This window comes from Maricaulis sp. (assembly GCF_030149515.1).
Taxonomy (GTDB): Bacteria; Pseudomonadota; Alphaproteobacteria; order Caulobacterales; family Maricaulaceae; genus Maricaulis.
Genome location: NZ_JASBRI010000020.1, coordinates 17454 through 34550, shown reverse-complemented (window position 1 = coordinate 34550; position 17097 = coordinate 17454). Strand labels below are relative to the sequence as shown.

General features: G+C 65.5%; 18 protein-coding genes. 11 read left to right on the top strand and 7 right to left on the bottom strand.

Translation table 11 applies throughout. The features are described 5' to 3' along the window. Positions 1-175: 175 nt before the first annotated feature. The 7 genes from fabD (at position 176) to gmk (ending at position 6140) form a co-directional block, all read left to right on the top strand. Positions 176-1129: an ACP S-malonyltransferase gene (gene fabD, locus Q1U94_RS08115; protein ID WP_300543249.1), complete on the top strand. Its 954-nt coding sequence runs from the start codon at positions 176-178 to the stop codon at positions 1127-1129. Beyond that, complete coding sequence (gene fabG, locus Q1U94_RS08110) at positions 1129-1866, top strand: 3-oxoacyl-[acyl-carrier-protein] reductase (RefSeq protein ID WP_300543248.1); 738 nt, start codon at positions 1129-1131, stop codon at positions 1864-1866. The genes fabD and fabG overlap by 1 nt, the downstream gene beginning before the upstream one ends. 159 nt (positions 1867-2025) lie before the next feature. After that, entirely contained in the window at positions 2026-2262 is a 237-nt protein-coding gene (locus Q1U94_RS08105) for an acyl carrier protein (protein ID WP_271187710.1), read from the top strand. A gap of 10 nt (positions 2263-2272) precedes the next feature. Further along, positions 2273-3556: a beta-ketoacyl-ACP synthase II gene (gene fabF / locus Q1U94_RS08100; RefSeq protein WP_300543246.1), complete on the top strand. Its 1284-nt coding sequence runs from the start codon at positions 2273-2275 to the stop codon at positions 3554-3556. 22 nt (positions 3557-3578) lie between these two features. Then, positions 3579-4619, top strand: coding sequence for an endolytic transglycosylase MltG (mltG, locus tag Q1U94_RS08095; protein ID WP_300543245.1), 1041 nt, complete (start codon positions 3579-3581; stop codon positions 4617-4619). Continuing rightward, positions 4619-5494, top strand: coding sequence for a YicC/YloC family endoribonuclease (locus Q1U94_RS08090; RefSeq protein ID WP_300543244.1), 876 nt, complete (start codon positions 4619-4621; stop codon positions 5492-5494). Before mltG ends, Q1U94_RS08090 begins: the two co-directional genes overlap by 1 nt. Then, positions 5484-6140 (top strand): guanylate kinase, encoded by a 657-nt coding sequence (gmk, locus tag Q1U94_RS08085; RefSeq protein WP_300543243.1) that lies wholly within the window; start codon positions 5484-5486, stop codon positions 6138-6140. The genes Q1U94_RS08090 and gmk overlap by 11 nt, the downstream gene beginning before the upstream one ends. Here gmk and rsmA read toward each other — a convergent pair. From rsmA to Q1U94_RS08055, 6 genes are all read right to left on the bottom strand, one after another. Further along, complete coding sequence (gene rsmA, locus Q1U94_RS08080; RefSeq protein WP_300543242.1) at positions 6127-6993, bottom strand: 16S rRNA (adenine(1518)-N(6)/adenine(1519)-N(6))-dimethyltransferase RsmA; 867 nt, start codon at positions 6991-6993, stop codon at positions 6127-6129. The genes gmk and rsmA overlap by 14 nt on opposite strands. Continuing rightward, positions 6990-8003, bottom strand: a complete 1014-nt coding sequence (gene pdxA, locus Q1U94_RS08075; RefSeq protein WP_300543241.1) for a 4-hydroxythreonine-4-phosphate dehydrogenase PdxA — start codon at positions 8001-8003, stop codon at positions 6990-6992. The genes rsmA and pdxA overlap by 4 nt, the downstream gene beginning before the upstream one ends. Beyond that, positions 8003-9274, bottom strand: a complete 1272-nt coding sequence (locus Q1U94_RS08070) for a peptidylprolyl isomerase (protein ID WP_300543240.1) — start codon at positions 9272-9274, stop codon at positions 8003-8005. The genes pdxA and Q1U94_RS08070 overlap by 1 nt, the downstream gene beginning before the upstream one ends. A gap of 69 nt (positions 9275-9343) precedes the next feature. Beyond that, complete coding sequence (gene lptD / locus Q1U94_RS08065; RefSeq protein ID WP_300543239.1) at positions 9344-11536, bottom strand: LPS assembly protein LptD; 2193 nt, start codon at positions 11534-11536, stop codon at positions 9344-9346. Between the two features lie 83 nt (positions 11537-11619). Then, positions 11620-12717: an LptF/LptG family permease gene (locus Q1U94_RS08060; RefSeq protein WP_300543237.1), complete on the bottom strand. Its 1098-nt coding sequence runs from the start codon at positions 12715-12717 to the stop codon at positions 11620-11622. After that, positions 12714-13835, bottom strand: coding sequence for an LptF/LptG family permease (locus Q1U94_RS08055; RefSeq protein WP_300543236.1), 1122 nt, complete (start codon positions 13833-13835; stop codon positions 12714-12716). Before Q1U94_RS08055 ends, Q1U94_RS08060 begins: the two co-directional genes overlap by 4 nt. Positions 13836-13958: 123 nt before the next feature. On the opposite strand from Q1U94_RS08055, the gene Q1U94_RS08050 reads away from it, so the two are divergent. From Q1U94_RS08050 to Q1U94_RS08035, 4 genes are all read left to right on the top strand, one after another. Beyond that, positions 13959-15443 (top strand): leucyl aminopeptidase, encoded by a 1485-nt coding sequence (locus Q1U94_RS08050; RefSeq protein ID WP_300543235.1) that lies wholly within the window; start codon positions 13959-13961, stop codon positions 15441-15443. Between the two features lie 66 nt (positions 15444-15509). Beyond that, the gene (locus tag Q1U94_RS08045) at positions 15510-15962 is read left to right on the top strand and encodes a DNA polymerase III subunit chi (RefSeq protein ID WP_300543234.1); all 453 of its coding nucleotides are present in this window, start codon (positions 15510-15512) and stop codon (positions 15960-15962) included. Further along, positions 15959-16273, top strand: coding sequence for an I78 family peptidase inhibitor (locus Q1U94_RS08040; RefSeq protein ID WP_300543233.1), 315 nt, complete (start codon positions 15959-15961; stop codon positions 16271-16273). The genes Q1U94_RS08045 and Q1U94_RS08040 overlap by 4 nt, the downstream gene beginning before the upstream one ends. A 21-nt stretch (positions 16274-16294) precedes the next feature. Continuing rightward, on the top strand, positions 16295-16651 hold the full coding sequence (locus tag Q1U94_RS08035; RefSeq protein ID WP_300543232.1) for an I78 family peptidase inhibitor: 357 nt from the start codon (positions 16295-16297) through the stop codon (positions 16649-16651). On the opposite strand, the gene Q1U94_RS08030 is transcribed toward Q1U94_RS08035, so the two are convergent. Next, the gene (locus Q1U94_RS08030) at positions 16648-16950 is read right to left on the bottom strand and encodes a hypothetical protein (protein WP_300543231.1); all 303 of its coding nucleotides are present in this window, start codon (positions 16948-16950) and stop codon (positions 16648-16650) included. The genes Q1U94_RS08035 and Q1U94_RS08030 overlap by 4 nt on opposite strands. Between the last annotated feature and the right edge of the window lie 147 nt (positions 16951-17097).

Here is a 17097-nt window from a genome sequence, read left to right as displayed (position 1 = left end):
TCCCTTCTCCCGGCCCGTACACCATGCACGAACGCTAGCGGGAAGGGACCGCAACCAAGCGAAGCGCGGCCCATAGCTGAAATGCGTGGGCAGTGCAAGCCGCAAGCGCCCTTGCGCTGCCCGTCTTTCAGGGGCTATCGAGCGGACAACTCGAACAACGGGGGAGGAATATTCGATGAAACTCGCCTTTGTCTTTCCCGGCCAGGGCAGCCAGGCCGTCGGTATGGGTCAGGATCTGGCCAACGATTTCGCCAGCGCGAAAGCCGTGCTTGACGAGGTCGATGCGGCGTTGGGCCAGAACCTGTCCGCTTTGATGGCCGAGGGGCCGATCGAGGATCTGACGCTGACCGAGAATGCACAGCCCGCCCTGATGGCGGCCAGTCTCGCAGTTATGGCGGTCCTCAAGAGCGAGTTTGACGTAGACGTCACCGCGGCGAAGTTTGTCGCCGGTCACAGTCTGGGTGAATATTCGGCACTGGCCGCTGCCGGTGCGCTTTCGGTTTCCGACGCGGCGAAACTTCTCAAGCTCCGCGGCCGGGCCATGCAGAAGGCCGTGCCTGTGGGGGCCGGGGCCATGGCGGCCCTTCTGGGCGCGGACGAGGAACTGGCTGCCAAGGCCGTCGCCAGCGGAATGCATCTCGGCCCGTGCCAGATCGCCAATGACAATGCGCCGGGCCAGATCGTGATTTCCGGTGCCAAGCCGGCGGTCGAGGCCGCGATTGCCACGGCGAACGATCTGGGCCTGAAGAAAGCCATGCTGCTGCCGGTGTCCGCGCCGTTTCATTGCGAGATGATGCAGCCGGCTGCCGACGCCATGGCCGAAGCCCTGGCCGCGGCGGCGATCAACGCACCGTCCGTGCCGGTCGTGGCCAATGTCACCGCACGCCCGACGGACGACGTCGAGACCATTCGCAAACAGCTTGTCGAACAGGTTACGGGCCGCGTGCGCTGGCGCGAGAGCGTGATATGGATGGTCGAGGAGGCGGGTATCGGTACACTGGCCGAGGCCGGTTCCGGCAAGGTACTCACCACCATGCTCAAGCGCACAACCAAGGACGCCACCGGCGTCGCCCTCAATACCGCTGCCGACCTGGAAGCCTTTGCGGCCGCGCTCAAGGAGAACGTCTGATGTTCGATCTTTCCGGCAAGAATGCGCTCGTGACCGGTGCGACCGGCGGGCTGGGCAATGCGATTGCGCGCAAGCTGCATGCCCGGGGCGCCACGGTGGCGCTGTCGGGCACGCGTGAAAACGTCCTGCAGGATCTTGCAAGCGATCTGGGCGAACGTGCCCATGTCCTGCCGTGCAATCTCTCGGATGCCGAAGCCGTCGACGCGCTGCCGAAACAGGCCGCCGAGGCCATGGGCTCGCTGGATATCCTGGTGGCCAATGCCGGCATCACGAGGGACCAGCTCCTGATGCGGATGAAGGACGAGGATTGGGACCAGGTGCTGCGCATCAATCTGGACAGCTATTTCCGCCTGTCCCGTGCGGCCCTGCGCGGCATGATGAAGGCCCGCTGGGGCCGGATTGTCGGCATTACTTCGGTTGTCGGCGTGACCGGCAATCCGGGGCAGGCCAATTACTGCGCCTCCAAGGCCGGCATGATCGGGTTTTCCAAATCCCTCGCCCAGGAAGTCGCGGCGCGCGGTGTCACCGTCAATTGCGTCGCGCCGGGATTCATCGCCTCGCCGATGACCGATGTGCTGACGGACGACCAGAAAGCCGCCATCCTGAACAAGATTCCCGCGGGCGATCTCGGTTCCGGCGATGACATCGCCGCCGCCGTGGTCTATCTCGCCAGTGCAGAAGCCCACTACGTCACCGGCCAGACCTTGCACGTCAATGGCGGTATGGCGATGATTTAAACAGAGAATATCGAGTTTGCGGCCACGGCTTCACATTCTGGCCTCGTGCTTTGAACTGTGCTAGGTGCCCGCGCATCCTGGGAATGGCCTTGTCATAGGCCCTTTCCGTCCTGTCCTGCACCGCTATAGTTCCGCGGTGATTCACAATGAGGGTCTGAAATGTCTGACGTTCTCGAGCGCGTTAAGAAAATTGTTGTCGAGCATCTCGATGTCGAAGCCGAAAAGGTTACCGAGAATGCGAGCTTTATCGACGATCTGGGCGCGGACAGCCTGGACAATGTCGAGCTCGTGATGGCGTTCGAAGAAGAGTTCGACATCGAAATCCCGGACGATGCCGCCGAACACATCCAGACGGTCGGTGACGCCGTGAAGTTCATCTCCGAGAAGGTGGGCTAACGACCCCTTCATGCGTCGCGTTGTCGTCACGGGTATCGGCCTTGTAACGCCGCTGGGTTGCGGGCGGGAAGTCGTTTGGGAACGTCTTCTCGCCGGTCATTCCGGGCTGGGACCGATCGAGCATTTCGAGACCGCGGATCTGGCGTGCCGGATCGCCGGTCTCGTGCCACGCAGTGACGGCCGCGGCGGCGGGCGCGAAGGCGATGCGGGGGTGTTCGACCCCGACAGCGTGTTGAGCGCGCGTGACCGGCGCCGGGTGGATGATTTCATTCTCTACGGTATCGCGGCCGCCGACGAGGCGATTGCCGACAGCGGCTGGACCCCGGCCTCCGACGAGGACAGGTACAGAACCGGCGTCATGATCGGATCGGGCATTGGCGGTCTGGAAACGACCTACAATGCCTCGGTCGATCTGCACGAGAAGGGGCCGCGGCGTCTCTCCCCCTTTGTCATTCCGGCCATGCTGATCAATCTGGTCTCCGGCCAGGTGTCGATCCGTCACGGCCTCAAAGGTCCCAACCATGCCGTGGTGACGGCCTGTTCCACCGGTGCCCACGCCATCGGCGATGCGGCCCGGCTGGTCGCGCATGGCGATGCAGACGTGATGGTGGCCGGTGGCGCCGAAGCCACCGTGTGCCGCCTGGGCGTGGCGGGTTTCATTGCCTGCAAGGCGCTCTCGACCGGCTTCAACGACACGCCCGCCGCGGCGTCGCGTCCCTATGACAGGGACCGCGACGGGTTTGTCATGGGCGAGGGGGCCGGCGTGGTCGTGCTGGAAGAGTACGAACACGCCAGGGCCCGGGGGGCGAATATCTACGCCGAGGTCAAGGGCTACGGCCTGTCCGGCGATGCCTATCACATCACCGCCCCGGCCGAGGACGGCGATGGCGGTTTCCGCTCCATGTCGGCGGCGCTGAAAAGCGCGGGCATGACGCCGGGCGATATCGACTATGTGAATGCCCACGGCACGTCGACGCCGCTGGGCGACGAAATCGAGCTGCGCGCCGTCGAGCGTCTCTTCGGTGACTGTGCCGGGGGGCTCGTCATGTCCTCGACCAAATCGGCGATCGGACATCTCCTGGGAGCCGCAGGCGCCGTCGAGGCGATCTTCTCGGTCCTGGCCATCCGCGACGGCATCTGTCCGCCCACGCTCAATCTTGACAATCCCTCCGTCGAAACGGCCATCAACCTGGCGCCCAGGGCGGCGGTGAAGAAGCCGGTGCGGGCGGCATTGTCGAACTCGTTTGGATTCGGCGGCACCAATGCCTCCGTGGTATTCGTCGCGGCAGAGTGACGGAAAGTCGGGGAAGCCGGAAATGAGTGAGGCGTCCGCGCCGAAGCCCGGGAAAGACGGGCTGGCGAAGTTTCTGATTGGATTGGTGCTTGTCCTGGCCGTGCTGGCGGTTGGTGCGCTGGGTGCGGCGTATGGCGGCTACAAGTGGCTGGAAGCCCGGTTCGAGGCGCCCGGCCCCTCGGCCGAGGATACCGTTGTGCTCCTGCCCCGCGGGGCCGGTCTGATCCGCATTGCCCGGCAATTGGAGGAGGAGGGGGTTATCGGCGACCGCCGCATCTTCCGCATTGCCGTCACCCTGGACAATGGAGACCGGGCCCTGCAGGCGGGCGAGTACGAGATCCCGGCCGGCGCCTCCATGGCCCGGATCTACGAATTGCTGCGCACGGGCCAGACCGTTCAGCATTCCGTTACGTTCGCAGAAGGCCTGACGAGCGCGATGATTGTCGCCACGCTGAACGAGACCGAGGTGCTTACCGGCGAGATCGCCGAGGTGCCGGCGGAAGGCACGCTGCTGCCGGAAACCTATCTGGTGACCCGCGGCACTCCGCGCCAGGAGGTCATCGACCGCATGGCGGCCGCCCAGGACGAATTGCTCGACCGGCTCTGGCCCAGCCGGGCCGAGGACCTGCCCTTCGAGACCCGCGAAGAGGCGATCGTCCTCGCGTCGGTCGTCGAGAAGGAAACGGGCGTGGCGTCGGAACGGCCGGAAGTGGCGGCCGTGTTCGTCAACCGGTTGCGCCGGGGCATGCGCCTGGAAAGCGATCCCACCATCATCTACGGCATCAGCCGGGGCGAACCGCTGGGCCGCGGCCTGCGCCGGTCGGAAATCGACAATGCGCAGAACGCCTGGAACACCTATCAGATCCCGCGCCTGCCGCCCACGCCGATCGCCAATCCGGGGCGCGAGTCGATCGCGGCAGTGCTCAATCCGGCCGACAGCGATGCGCTCTTCTTCGTCGCCGACGGGACTGGCGGACACGTTTTCGCCGAGACCTATGCCGAGCACCAGCGCAACGTGGCCCGATGGCGCCGTATCGAGCGCCAGCGCCGGGACGGGCGCTGATGGCGGCTCTGTCCGGAATGACCGGTTTTGCGCGCTGCGAGGGTGTGCACGGCGAATGGCGCTGGGTCTGGGAGACGCGCAGTGTCAACGGCAAGGGGCTGGAAGCGCGGTTCCGCTTCCCTTCCGGCTATGACCGGCTGGAGATCAGGGCCCGAGAACTGGCCAAGGCGCGCTTCGTGCGCGGCAATATCCAGTCCAGCCTGAATCTGCGGCGGGATGCCGGCCACAGCGGCTTGAGCATCGATACGGCACGGCTCGATGCCTTGCTCGAGGCGAGCCGGCCCTATGTCGAATCCGGCCGCGTTCAACCACCCGCATTCGAGGGTTTGCTGCAGGTGCCGGGCGTGCTCGGCGGCGAGGAGGCCGAGCCGGCCGAAGCGGGCCTTGACGAAGCGATCGTGGATGGCCTGGCGAAAACATTCGACGCGCTCCGGGCCGCCCGGCGCGACGAGGGGGCCGCAGTGGAACCTGTGCTGCGCGGGCATGTCGGCACGATCGAGGACCTGACCCGCCAGGCGGCCGGCAGTGCAGCGGCCCGCATCGATACCATACGTGACCGGATCGCCGCGAAATTCGCCGACCTCCTGGCCGGAGACCTGCCGGAAGACCGGCTCACCCAGGAAGCCGCCGCAATGGCGGTGAAGATGGACGTGCGCGAGGAGATCGAGCGGCTGACGGCCCATGTCGCCTCGGCGCGCGAGCTGATCGCGGCGGGCTCGCCTGTCGGCCGCAAGCTCGACTTTCTGTGTCAGGAGTTTAATCGCGAAGCGAACACACTATGCTCGAAGTCTTCCGATTCTTCCCTTACCCAGATCGGTCTTGAGCTCAAGAACACGATCGACCAGTTCAGGGAGCAGGTGCAGAATGTCGAGTGACGGCCATACCGGACCGATCTTTCGCGGCCGCCGCCGCGGGGTATTGCTCGCCCTGTCGAGCCCGTCCGGAGCCGGCAAGACGACGCTGTCCAAACGGCTCCTGAGCCAGAATCCCGATGTCGTCCTGTCGGTCTCCGCGACCACGCGCAAGGCACGTCCGGGCGAGGTCGACGGACAGGACTACCACTTCATGTCGGTCGAGGACTTCAAGGCCAGGATCGAGGACGGGTATTTCTTCGAATGGGCCGAGGTGTTCGGCCGCTTCTACGGCACGCCCAAGACACCGGTCATGGAAGCGGTGGAGGAAGGCCGCGATGTGGTCTTCGACATCGACTGGCAGGGGGCCCAGACCCTGGCCGAACAGGCGCCGGAGGACACGGTTCGGGTGTTCATCCTTCCTCCTTCGCTGGCGCTTCTGGAGGACCGCCTGCGCAAGCGGGGCCAGGATTCGCCGGAAATCATCAAGAGCCGCATGGCCCGGGCCAAGGACGAGATCTCCCACTGGCACGAATACGACTATGTCATCGTCAATGACGATTTCGCCCGTGCTCTGGAAAAGCTGAACCAGATTCTCCATGCCGAACGGCTCAAGCGGACGCGCCATCCCTGGCTCGACGATTTCGTCGGCGCCATCATGGGCCAGTAGCACGCGCCGCGCGCCAGGCGCGGGCCAGACGCTGGAAGCCCGGCACATCCACTGTTTCCGCCCTGGCGCCGGCATCGAGCCCCGCTTCGGCGATGAGGTCCTCGGCGCCTGCGCCGGTCTGCCCGGCCGCCTGGGCCAGGCTGCGGCGCAGCGTCTTGCGGCGCTGGCCGAAGGCGGAGGCGGTGACAACGCCCAGCGCCGCCACATCCTCGAACCGTGTTCCGGCCGGCAGCGGATCGAGTACCACGACCGCACTGTCGATCTTGGGCGGTGGCGTGAAGGCGCGGGCCGGAACTTTGAGACCCATCCGGACCGTGCAGCGCGACTGGGCGATCACCGCAAGCCGGCCATAGGCCTTGCTGCCGGGCGAGGCGACGACCCGGTCGGCGACCTCGCGCTGGAACATCAATACGGCTCGCGACCACCAGACCGGTTCGGCTTCCAGCCATTTGATCAGCAGCAGCGTGCCGACATTGTAGGGCAGGTTGGAGAGAATGACCTTGTCGCCCCCGGCGGGGAGGCATGCCACCTCGTCGACCTGCATCGCATCGGCCTGTTCGACATGGAGGCGGCCGCCACTGGCCGTGCCGATATCGCCGAGGGCCCCCAGAAAGCGCGAATCCTTCTCCACGACTGTCAGCGTCTTCGCCCCGGCAGCCAGGATGGCCCGGGTCAGACCGCCCGGTCCGGGGCCGATCTCGATGGCGTGGGTCTGGCTCATATCGCCCGCCAGACGGGCGATCTTTCCGGTGAGGTTGAGGTCGAGCAGGAAATGCTGGCCAAAGGCCTTGTTGGCGCCCAGCCCGTGCTGCGCGATTACCTCGCGCAGGGGCGGCAGGTCGTCGAGGCTCATCCGCGCCGCTCCGCAATTGCCGCGGCTTCGCGGATGGCGGCAATCAGGCTGTCCGGCCGGGCCTTGCCCTGACCGGCGATCGGGAAGGCGGTGCCGTGATCGGGCGATGTGCGCACGATGGGCAGGCCGAGGGTGATGTTCACTCCGCCGTCGAAATCGAGCGTCTTCACGGGGATCAGGCCCTGGTCGTGATAGAGGCAGACCGCCGCGTCGTAATGGGTACGGGCTTCTGCGTGGAACATTGTATCGGGCGGCAGCGCATCGGTAATGTCGATGCCTTCGGTGCGCAGGCCGGCGGCAGCCGGATTGACGATGCGCCGTTCCTCCTCGCCCAGGGCGCCGCCTTCGCCCGCATGCGGGTTGAGACCGGCCAGGGCCAGGCGCGGCGCGGCGATACCGAAATCCTGGCGCAAGGCATGGTCGGTCAATCGCGCTGTCGTGGCGATGCGGTCCGGGCTCAGGGCCTCGATCGCATTGCGCAGGGCCAGATGGATGGTGACCAGGACAACCCGCAATCCGCCGCCCGACAGCATCATGGCGGGTCCCCTTGGACCGGAAACCGGCATGTCCGCCGTCAAATCGGCCAGGAATTCGGTATGGCCCGGAAAGTCGAAACCGGCCTCGTACATCACCGCCTTGGAGATCGGAGCCGTGACCAGGGCAGACGCCCGGCCGTCGCGGCAGAGCGAAACGCCGGTTTCGATCGCCGACTTGACGGCCCCGGCATGCGCCGCGTCCGGCCGGCCCGGTTCGACAGCGCGGGAACACACGACGGGAGGTTCCAGGACGGGCAGCGCCGCGGTTTCGCCGGGAAGGCCGGAAAACTGTGCCGCGCGGGTCGGCGCGGGCAGACCCAGCCGGCCGGCCATATCGGAAAACACGCGATGATCGCCGAGGGCAACGAGCCGCAGGCCATCGCCGCGTAGCGACTGATACGCTTTCAGGATGATCTCGGGGCCGATACCGGCCGGATCACCCATCGACACGACGATGGGTGAGGGCGGTCTCATCAGTCGCGAATCTCGATCGTCGAATCCCGGCGCAGGTCGCGCAGCCAGCGGCGCGACTGCAGGGACAATTGCTGGCCTCGCAGGTCGGCCTCGAGCTGATCGCGTGTCGGTACACCGGGACCGGCAATGGCCCGGTCGCAGACGATCAGTGCGGTGAGGCTTCCGCCCGCATTCTCGATGACGCCCGTATTTTCGCCGGCATCGAGCGGTTCGAGCGCCTCGCGGATCTGTGCCAGAACGGCGTCGGCGCCGATCGAGCCGAGCGGCGTGTGTATGGCACCTTCCAGGCGGTTGGCGACGCTTTCTGCGGTGGCGCAGGTCGGATCCTCGGCCATCAGGCGTGCAAACCGGCTGCGGGTGTTCTCGCCAATCGCGCTGGCCGGCACGGTAATCTGGTTCAGGTCATACTGCAGCGTGGTCGTGCCGTCGCGAACGCCGACCAGGGCGATGACCATGAAGCCGCCGGGCACCTGCACCGGATTGGACAGCGCGCCCTGACCGCCGGTCTGTTCGAACTGGCGCCTCATCTGCGGCATGATCGCCGCGACTTCGGGCTGCAGCTGCGAGGCCACGATCCAGCCAATATCGCCGCCGGACGCGGCCGACGGAGCGTCGGAGAATTGCCGCGCCAGTTCGGGGAAGGCGGCCCCCTGCTGGAGCTGGTTCATGACCGCGATAAGGCGCTGGACGGTCGCCTGTTCCTGACCCGGCGCGGGCACTTCGAAGTACATCTCGAAAATGCGGTATTGCGGCTGGGAAGCGCTGGCTGCCAGACGTTCCAGGGCCAGTTCGATCTGCTGATCGGAAATCCTGATCCGCGAACCGTAGCGGCCATTGACCAGGATCTGCCAGGCAATCTCGGCTTCAAGCTGGTGCCGCAAGGTGGCGATATCGACGCCGGAGTTTTCCAGATCCGAAATGATGGCATCGATGGTGGTGTTGTTCCGGTTGGCCAGGTCGAGCAGCGAGTTGGTGATCTCGGAATCTTCAACCTCGATCTCGTACTCCCGTGCGGCCTGCAATTGCAGGTGCTCGTCGATCAGGCCTCGAAGCGCCTGGTCCTGAATACGCGCCAGGGTCTCCTGGTCGATCTGCGACATGCCGGTCGAGGCAATGATCAGCCGCATCCGGTTGCGCACATCCACCGTGGTGATGGGTTCGTCATTGACGAGCGCAGCCACCCCCTCGGTCGACTGGGCGTGGGCTGCGGGCAGGCCAGCGACCGCCAGCACGGCAAACAGGGCAATGACGAGATTTTTGGCGCAGGTCATAAGCAATCGCATTTCGGTTCGGCGCGGAACATTACTCAAACTCGGAACGGGCGCAATGACGCGACACCGTTAGCTGTCTGGATCCACGCTGCCCAGGGTGAAAAGTGTAATGCGGAACTGGATCGATTCCGAGGGGCCGAGATCGTCAATTCCCAGATCTTCCCGCTGATAGACGATTTCGAATTGTGTGCATTCGTCCCGGTACATCAGGCCGGTTTCCTGGCGGCGGGACAAATCCCTGTCGATATCGCGCGTGACGCGTCCGACCAGGCTCCAATTGCGTGTCACACCGATACCGATATCGGCCCGCAATTCGCGTTGCGGTCCGCGAGTGGCGGCTTCGTCGCTGACATCGAGATAGCCCAGCATGACATTGACGCGGTCGCTGGTGTAGCGGGTCTCGAATTGCAGGGTATTGACGTCGTAATCGACCGTATCGAGCCGTGTCTGCAATTCCGCGGAGAAACCGTCGATCGCGATTTCGCCGGCGACGACATAGTCCGACCGGTCCTCCAGCAAGCCGCTTGTGGCCTGGAAAACGGGATCGCCGTCGAGCCGCTCGCTGCGCCCCAGAAAACCGCGGATACGGCCCGTATCCCCCCAGAAGGCGCTTGCCTGCAGGCCGTAATTCACGCGCAGGCCTTCCTCCCACAGATCGTATCCGGCCGCACGCACGGGCTCGAAGAGAAGACTTTCGTCAAGATCGAGGGTCTGGCTGTCCTCGTTGATCAGGCGGTTGGCTTCGGGATCGTCCGAGGCGGCGACAAGCGAAACGACGGGTTCGACGATCCAGTCGACCGTCTCGCCCGGCCGGTAGAAGGGCCAGCTTATCTCGGTGCCGACCAGCCCCAGGGCGCGTGAAAAACTGTCCGTATCCGGTTCGCCCGCCGGCACCGGGAGGTCGGCGAGGTCATAGTGATCCAGTTGTGCGTAGGCAAAGGGCTCCACCACCACGCCGGCCGGTGCGGTCCAGCGGGTGCGCCAGTCCGCAGTGGCACTGCCGCGCGTGTAATCGGTGCCCTCTGTGCGTGTGAAATGCACGGCATTCCCGCTCAGAACGACCCGGCCCCAATTGTCGGGTGCCGTGATGACCTGGCGGATGTCGATCTGCGGCGCGATCTCCGGCAGGGTGTCGTTGTCGAAGCCCCGGCGCAGGTCCTGGTAGGAAGCTGCGAGGATGGATCCATACCGGTTGCGGGACCGGTTCTCGAGATACAACTGGCTGACCAGCTGGCGGTTTACCGCTTCGATGGGCTGGCCGTGATCCTTGTTGCGTTCGGAGAAATCATAGCGGCGCAAATAGAGGTTATCGTCATGGCGCACCCGCTGGATACCGAAACCCCAACGCCAGTCCTCGGCGATCTGGAACTGGCCTCCGCCGAAAATGTGCCAGCGCCATTCGCGATCTCCGAACAGTTCCCCGTCGCTGTCGATCTCGCGCTCGCGCGTGATGCTGCCGTCGAACTCGACATAGCCTGACCAGAAACGCTTGCGGTATTCGCCGTAGAGCAGCGGATTGACATTGCCCATGTAGCGCGGCGCGACAACAAGGTCCTGATACGGCGAGACCACCCAGTAATAGGGTTGCTGATAGACGAAGCCGAGCCGCGAGGAGAGGCCCAGCTTGGGAAAGAGGAACCCTGAATGACGTTCCGCTGCCGGGTCGGCATGAGCGAACACCGGCGAGTAGAGGACCGGAACGCCGGCCAGTTCCAGCCGGGCGTCGCGATAGTAGACCATCTGCTCTTCGGCGTCCTGGTGGACCTGCCGGGCCCGCAAGCGCCAGGTCGGTTCGCGCTCCCCCGTCTCGCAGAGCTCGCAGGCGGTATAATAGGCGTCGCGCAGCGTCATCGACTCGTTTTCGTGACGGATCGCCGCCGCTGCGGCCATGCGGCCATTATTTTCCAGCATGGTCGCAAAACCCAGTGCCACGCCGGATGCCAGTTCGGAATCGAGTTCGACCTCGTCGGCATATTGGGGGAAGGGCCCCTGGCCGACGATGACGACATGGCCGCGGGCGATCACCCGGTCGATATCGGGATGGTATTCCAGCTCGTCCGCCATCAGCGTTCGGCCCTGCTGGCGGACGCGCACATTGCCGCGGGCCAGATAGCCGCCGTCCGACAGGTCTTCGAGGCGGTCGGCTTCCAGATAGACCGGGGCTTCGCTGCCGGGCGAGGTCTGGCCGAGGGCGGGACCGGCGAATGCAAGCGCCGTCGTAGTCATCAACGCGGCCGCTAAGCGGCGAAACTGCGACGCCATGCGCGTCACTCCCTCATTTGTGCCGACCCCCGGCCGAACGGCCATATTCTGACTAGCCGAAGCTGCCGCCGACGTCCACGCCGTCATCCGTCTTCCGTCGAGGCGATGTAGGTGAGTGCGATGAGTGCGGTCAGCGCGGGAGCCGCCCATGCCGCCGTGATGGGGGGGAGGGCGCCGGTGGCGCCGAACGACCCCAGGAATTCCTGAAAGAAGAACATGACAAAACCGGCCAGGCCGCCGGCAAGCGCGAAGGCCGCGGCGCCGCCGAGCCGGTGCAGCCGCAGTGTTGCCGCCGCCGCGATGAGGGTCGCCGCCAGCAAGGTCAGGGGCAGCGCCAGCAAGCTGTGCCAGCGCAGTTCGTAGCGCTGGGTCGCCAGGCCGGCCTCGTCCGCCGACACGATCAGCGCGGGCAGGTCCCAGAAGGAGACGCCCTCCGGCGACCGGGCCCGCTCGAAAAGCGCCTGGCGATTGATGAGGGTCGGCATGGTAATGGTGCCCAGCTGCAATCGCGGCGCGGCGGGCGAACGCTCGATGGCTCCGGTCACTTGCCAGAACCCGTTTTCCAGTGTGGCCGCCGCCGCGTCGATCCGGCGTTCCAGCCTCGGAATTCCCGCATCGTCGACAGCAAACTGGTAAAAGACCGGATTGCGCAATTCCTGCCGGTTCTCTTCCAGGGTCGTCGCCGAGATCACGGTGAAGCCGTCCGTCGTGGCTTCCCGCAGCCAGACGGGCTGTTCCACCCCTATGGCCCGCCGGACATTCATCAGTGCGTCGCGGCGGCGCTCGAACTCGGCATTGCCGGCCGCGGCAAGCGGATTGAGCGCCGTAGCCCCGACAATTCCGGCGAGCAGCGCGAAAATCATCGGCGCTGTCAGGATCCGCCAGGCCGACATGCCCGAGGCGCGCATCACGATCAGCTCGCTGCGCCGGTTGAGCCGGAACAGGGAGGTGAGAATCCCGAACAGGAAGATAAAGGGCAGCGTGGTCTCCAGAAGCGAGGGGGTCTTCAGGAGCGTCAGGCTCAGCAGGTCGAAGGTCGACACATCGACGCGCGTGCCGATTGCCCGGGACTGTTCGACGAAGTCGACCAGCACGATCACCGTGGTGATCGTCAGCGCCGCCAGACCGAGCCCGCTCAAGGTCTGGAACAGCATATAACGGTTGAGCCGGCCGCCGGTCATGCCGCCGGCTCCCGGGCCAGGAGCGCGCGTCCCGGTCTTCGCCGCGAAGGCCAGTAGATCACAGCCAGGGCGCCGATGACTCCGGACAGCGGGACGAGATACTGCCCGGCATTCACCGCCGCGTCGTCGGCGCTGGCCGACTGGATGGCGAAGCCGATCAGCCGCATGGTCATGCCCAAGGTCACGGCGGTCATGACCCGCCTGGAATATCCCATGCGCGAATGGTCGCCGGCCATGAAGGCGGCCGCTGCGATCAGGGCGAAGGCAAGATTGTAGAGCGGCGCCGAGAGGCGGTAATGCGCCTCGGCCCAGGCGCGTTCCGGTCCGCCCGTGCGGGCGATGGTCGCCGCGTCCGGCCAGATCAGCTCGTGCAGGAAGCGGTCGCTTTCCTTGAAGAACATGGCATCGACGGGACCGATGAATTCGCCCAGGTCGAATTCGGTACGGTCGAACGTGCCGTAGAACAATTCTCCGGCTTCATCGATCTCCTGGCGATTGCCGTCGATCAGCACCATGACCGAACGCGTTCCGGTGCGCACCACCACGCCCTCGCGGGCCGTAAACGTGGCGCGTTCATCGGCGCGGGTATCGTTGATCAGGATATCCTGCATGCGGCCGTCGCGGTCCCGTTCGCGGGCATAGATCGTCACGCCGGGGCCGACCTGGTTGAAAGCGCCGGGCGTGATCAGGCTGGACGCCACGTCCGAGCGCAACTCGTGCAGGCTGCGGCGCATTTCGCGATAGGCGAGGGGCTGGACGAACAGGTTGATCGCCAGGTTCACGATCATCACGTACACGGCAAGCCGGATGACCGGCGCAATCAGGCCGTACCGGCTCATTCCGGCGGCCGAGGCGATGACGATCTCGCTGTCTCCCGTCAGCCGGTTCAGTGTCGAAAGGACCGCCACGAAGAGAGCCAGCGGCACCAGAAGAGCGGTCAGGTGCGGCAGCGCGAGCATCGTGACCTTGAAGAAGGTGAAGGCGGTTTCCGAATAGCCCGAGATCAGGTCGACATTCGACAGCGACTGGGTCAGCAGGGCCAGCCCGGCAAACGCGGCCACCGCTGTCACGAGAGGCCAGAGCAACTGGTTGAAGAAGTACCGCTGAACGAGAATCATGACCGGGCTTGTGCTGCGCGATCCGCCTTCTATCTCACGTCGTGATCGGATACCACTTCCGCAACACAAGTTTTTCGCCCGAAACGCAGGTTCCGGGCAGGCCATCAATCGGAGAGGGAAGCCATGAAAATCGAATTTGCCGCTGCCGGAACCGCAACGGGCGCCATCGCCGCTGCGGTGTACGACAATGACGCCCTGTCCGACGCTGCGGCCGAACTGGACACGGCCACCGGCGGTGCGGTCCAGCGGGCGATTTCCGCGTCCCGCTTCACCGGAAAGGCCGGCCAGACGCTGGAGATCGTCGCGCCATCGGGTATCGATGCGTCGCGGATCGTCTTGTTCGGCCTGGGTGAAAAGGACAAGCGCACCGCCTCCGTGCTCGAAAAGGCCGGTGCCGCGGTGGTGCAGAAACTGCTGACCGGTGGCGAGACCGCAGTGACGCTGCGGCTGGACGGCGAGACGGATGCAGAGGGTGCCGCGCGAGCCGGGCTGGGTGCGCGGCTGGCGGCCTATCGCTACGACCAGTTCCGCACCAAGCTGAAGGACGACCAGAAGCCTTCCCTTGCGACGGTCATCATCACCGCGGGCGATGTCGATGCCGCCAAGGCAGCGTGGGCGAGCTGGGGCGCCGTTGCCGACGGGGTCGATCTTGCGCGCGACGTCACCAACCTGCCGCCGAACGTGCTCAACCCCGAGACCTATGCCAAAAAGATCGAAGGCATGGCCGAACATGGCCTGGAGATCGAGATCATCGACGAAGCCAAGATGATGGAACTGGGCATGCACGCCCTTCTGGGCGTTGGCCAGGGTTCCGAGTTCGAGAGCAAGATCGCGATCATGAAATGGTCGGGCGGCCCCGAGGGCGAAGCGCCGCTGCTCTTTGTCGGCAAGGGCCTGACCTTCGACAGTGGCGGTATCTCGCTGAAGCCGGGCGCCAATATGGACGAGATGCGCGGTGACATGGGCGGTTCGGCCGCCGTGGTCGGCCTGATGCGCGCGCTGGCCGGCCGCAAGGCCGGGGTCAATGCGATCGGCATCGTCGGCCTGGTGGAGAACATGCCCGACGGCAATGCCCAGCGTCCGGGCGATATCGTCACCTCGATGTCGGGCCAGACGATCGAGATTCTCAACACCGATGCGGAAGGCCGTCTCGTCCTGGCCGATGTGCTCTGGTATGCCCAGGACCGGTTCAAGCCCAAACTCATCATCGATCTGGCGACGCTCACCGGTGCGATGCTGATTGCGCTGGGCAATACGCGCGCCGGCATCTTCACCAATAGCGACGAGATTGCCGAGCGCCTGTTTGCCGCCGGCACCGACAGCGACGAGCCGGTCTGGCGTCTGCCGCTGGGTCCGGACTATGAAAAGCATATCGAGACCAAGAATGCCGATATCCGCAATATCGGCGAAGGCCGCCTGGCCGGGTCGATCTCGGCGGCGGAATTCCTCAAATGCTTCGTCAACGACCGTCCCTGGTGCCATATCGACATTGCCGGTACGGCGATGGGCGGCATGAATTCGAAAGAGGATCCGCGCCAGCCCAGCTGGGGCACGGGCTGGGGCGTGCGCATTCTCGACCGCTTCGTGCGCGACCACTACGAGGCGTAGGAGCCGCGCACGACAGACCGGTACCCGTCCTGCCCCATGATGGGGCAGGACGATGTGGAGAAGGCCATGACCGGTGAACTCTGGTTCTACCATCTCGAGCGCTCCTCGCTGGATCAGGTTCTGCCCGAACTCCTGGAAAAGACGCTGGCCCGGGGCTGGCGGGCGCTGGTGCGTTCGCCCGATGCGCGGCGCCGGGAAGCCCTGGACCAGTGGCTCTGGAGCTGGCGCGACGACAGTTTCACGCCCCATGGACAGGCCGGCGGCGGGCATGACGAGCGCCAGCCCGTCCTGCTGGCCGAGGACGAGACCAATCCCAACAAGGCGCAATGCCTGTTCCTGCTCGACGGGGCCGAACCGGAAAATCCCGACGCCTTCGAACGTATGATTGTCATGTTCGACGGACATGACGAGATGGCGGTGCAGGATGCGCGGCAATTGTGGAAGAAGGCCTCCGGCGAGGGCCGGACGGTCTCCTACTGGCGGCAATCGCCTGAAGGGCGCTGGGAGAAGAAGGCATGAGGCATTGTCTGTTGGCGGCCTTGTCGGCCCTGGCCGTAACCGCCTGTTCGACATCGGGCGGGCTGGACACCTCCGGGCCGGACATCGCACCGCCGGTCTTTGACGGCGGCCGGCCGGTCGAGGATGCCTGCGGTGCCCGGGCGCGGACCTATCTCGTCGGACAGCAGGTCGCAGAAGTCGATCTGGGCACGCTCGCCCGCGATGTTCGCGTGATCGGCCCCGATACCGCCGTCACCGAAGACTACCGGCCTGAACGGCTCAATCTTGACGTCAGCGGGGCGGGCGTCATTCTGCGGCCCTGGTGCGGCTGACCTGACGGACGGACAAAGCCCATGAAAACGCGTATCGCCTTGCTTGCCTGCTTCCTCGCCGGGTGCGCCCTGACCGCGCGAGCGCCTCACACCGCGCCGGCTCCCGAAGCGTCCCGCCCGGCCGACGCCCTGCCGCCTCTCGGCGATGCCGAGGATGTGAACGGCAGGGGTGTTACCCCGCCGATCACCGGCAATTGCGGCATGGAACGCGTTCAGCACTATGTTGGCCAGCCGCGCACCGAGGTGCCGCGCAGCGCCATGCCGGACAATTACCGTGTCGTCGGGCCGGACGATGCCATGACGATGGACTACCGGCCCGACCGGCTGACCATCCGGGTGGACGAACAGGATGTTGTCGAGAGCATGGCCTGCGGCTAGTCGATGAACAGGTGATGCAGGCGTCCTGCGTGCCGGTTCGCGATGGCGAGGGAATGGCCGGCCAGCCAGGCGCCCACTTCGAGTGCCGTTTCCATCGCATCCTCGCGGCTTAGCGCCGGAGTGTCGGCAACGGGCTGTTGCTCATCCGGATCGGCAGGTGTGGCAATTACCGCGTCGACGCGCCAGCGGTCCGGGGTGTGAAAACTGTTGTCGTGGCGCAGGCCGGCAGGTCCGGAGCCGGAAGGGCGCCGCGAGACGAGCCTGGACGGGGAAGCGGGCGCGGGGCGGTCGATCTTCATGAACGGCCTCCTGCACGAAAACGGGTGCAAGCGGTCCCGGGCGCCGTCTCTGCGGGAGACGCGCTGGAGAGGCTCGAGGGAGCCATATTGTCAGCCGCCGGGCGGCCTTCCCTGGGGTGGATGACGCCCGGCGGCGCGCCAAAGGAC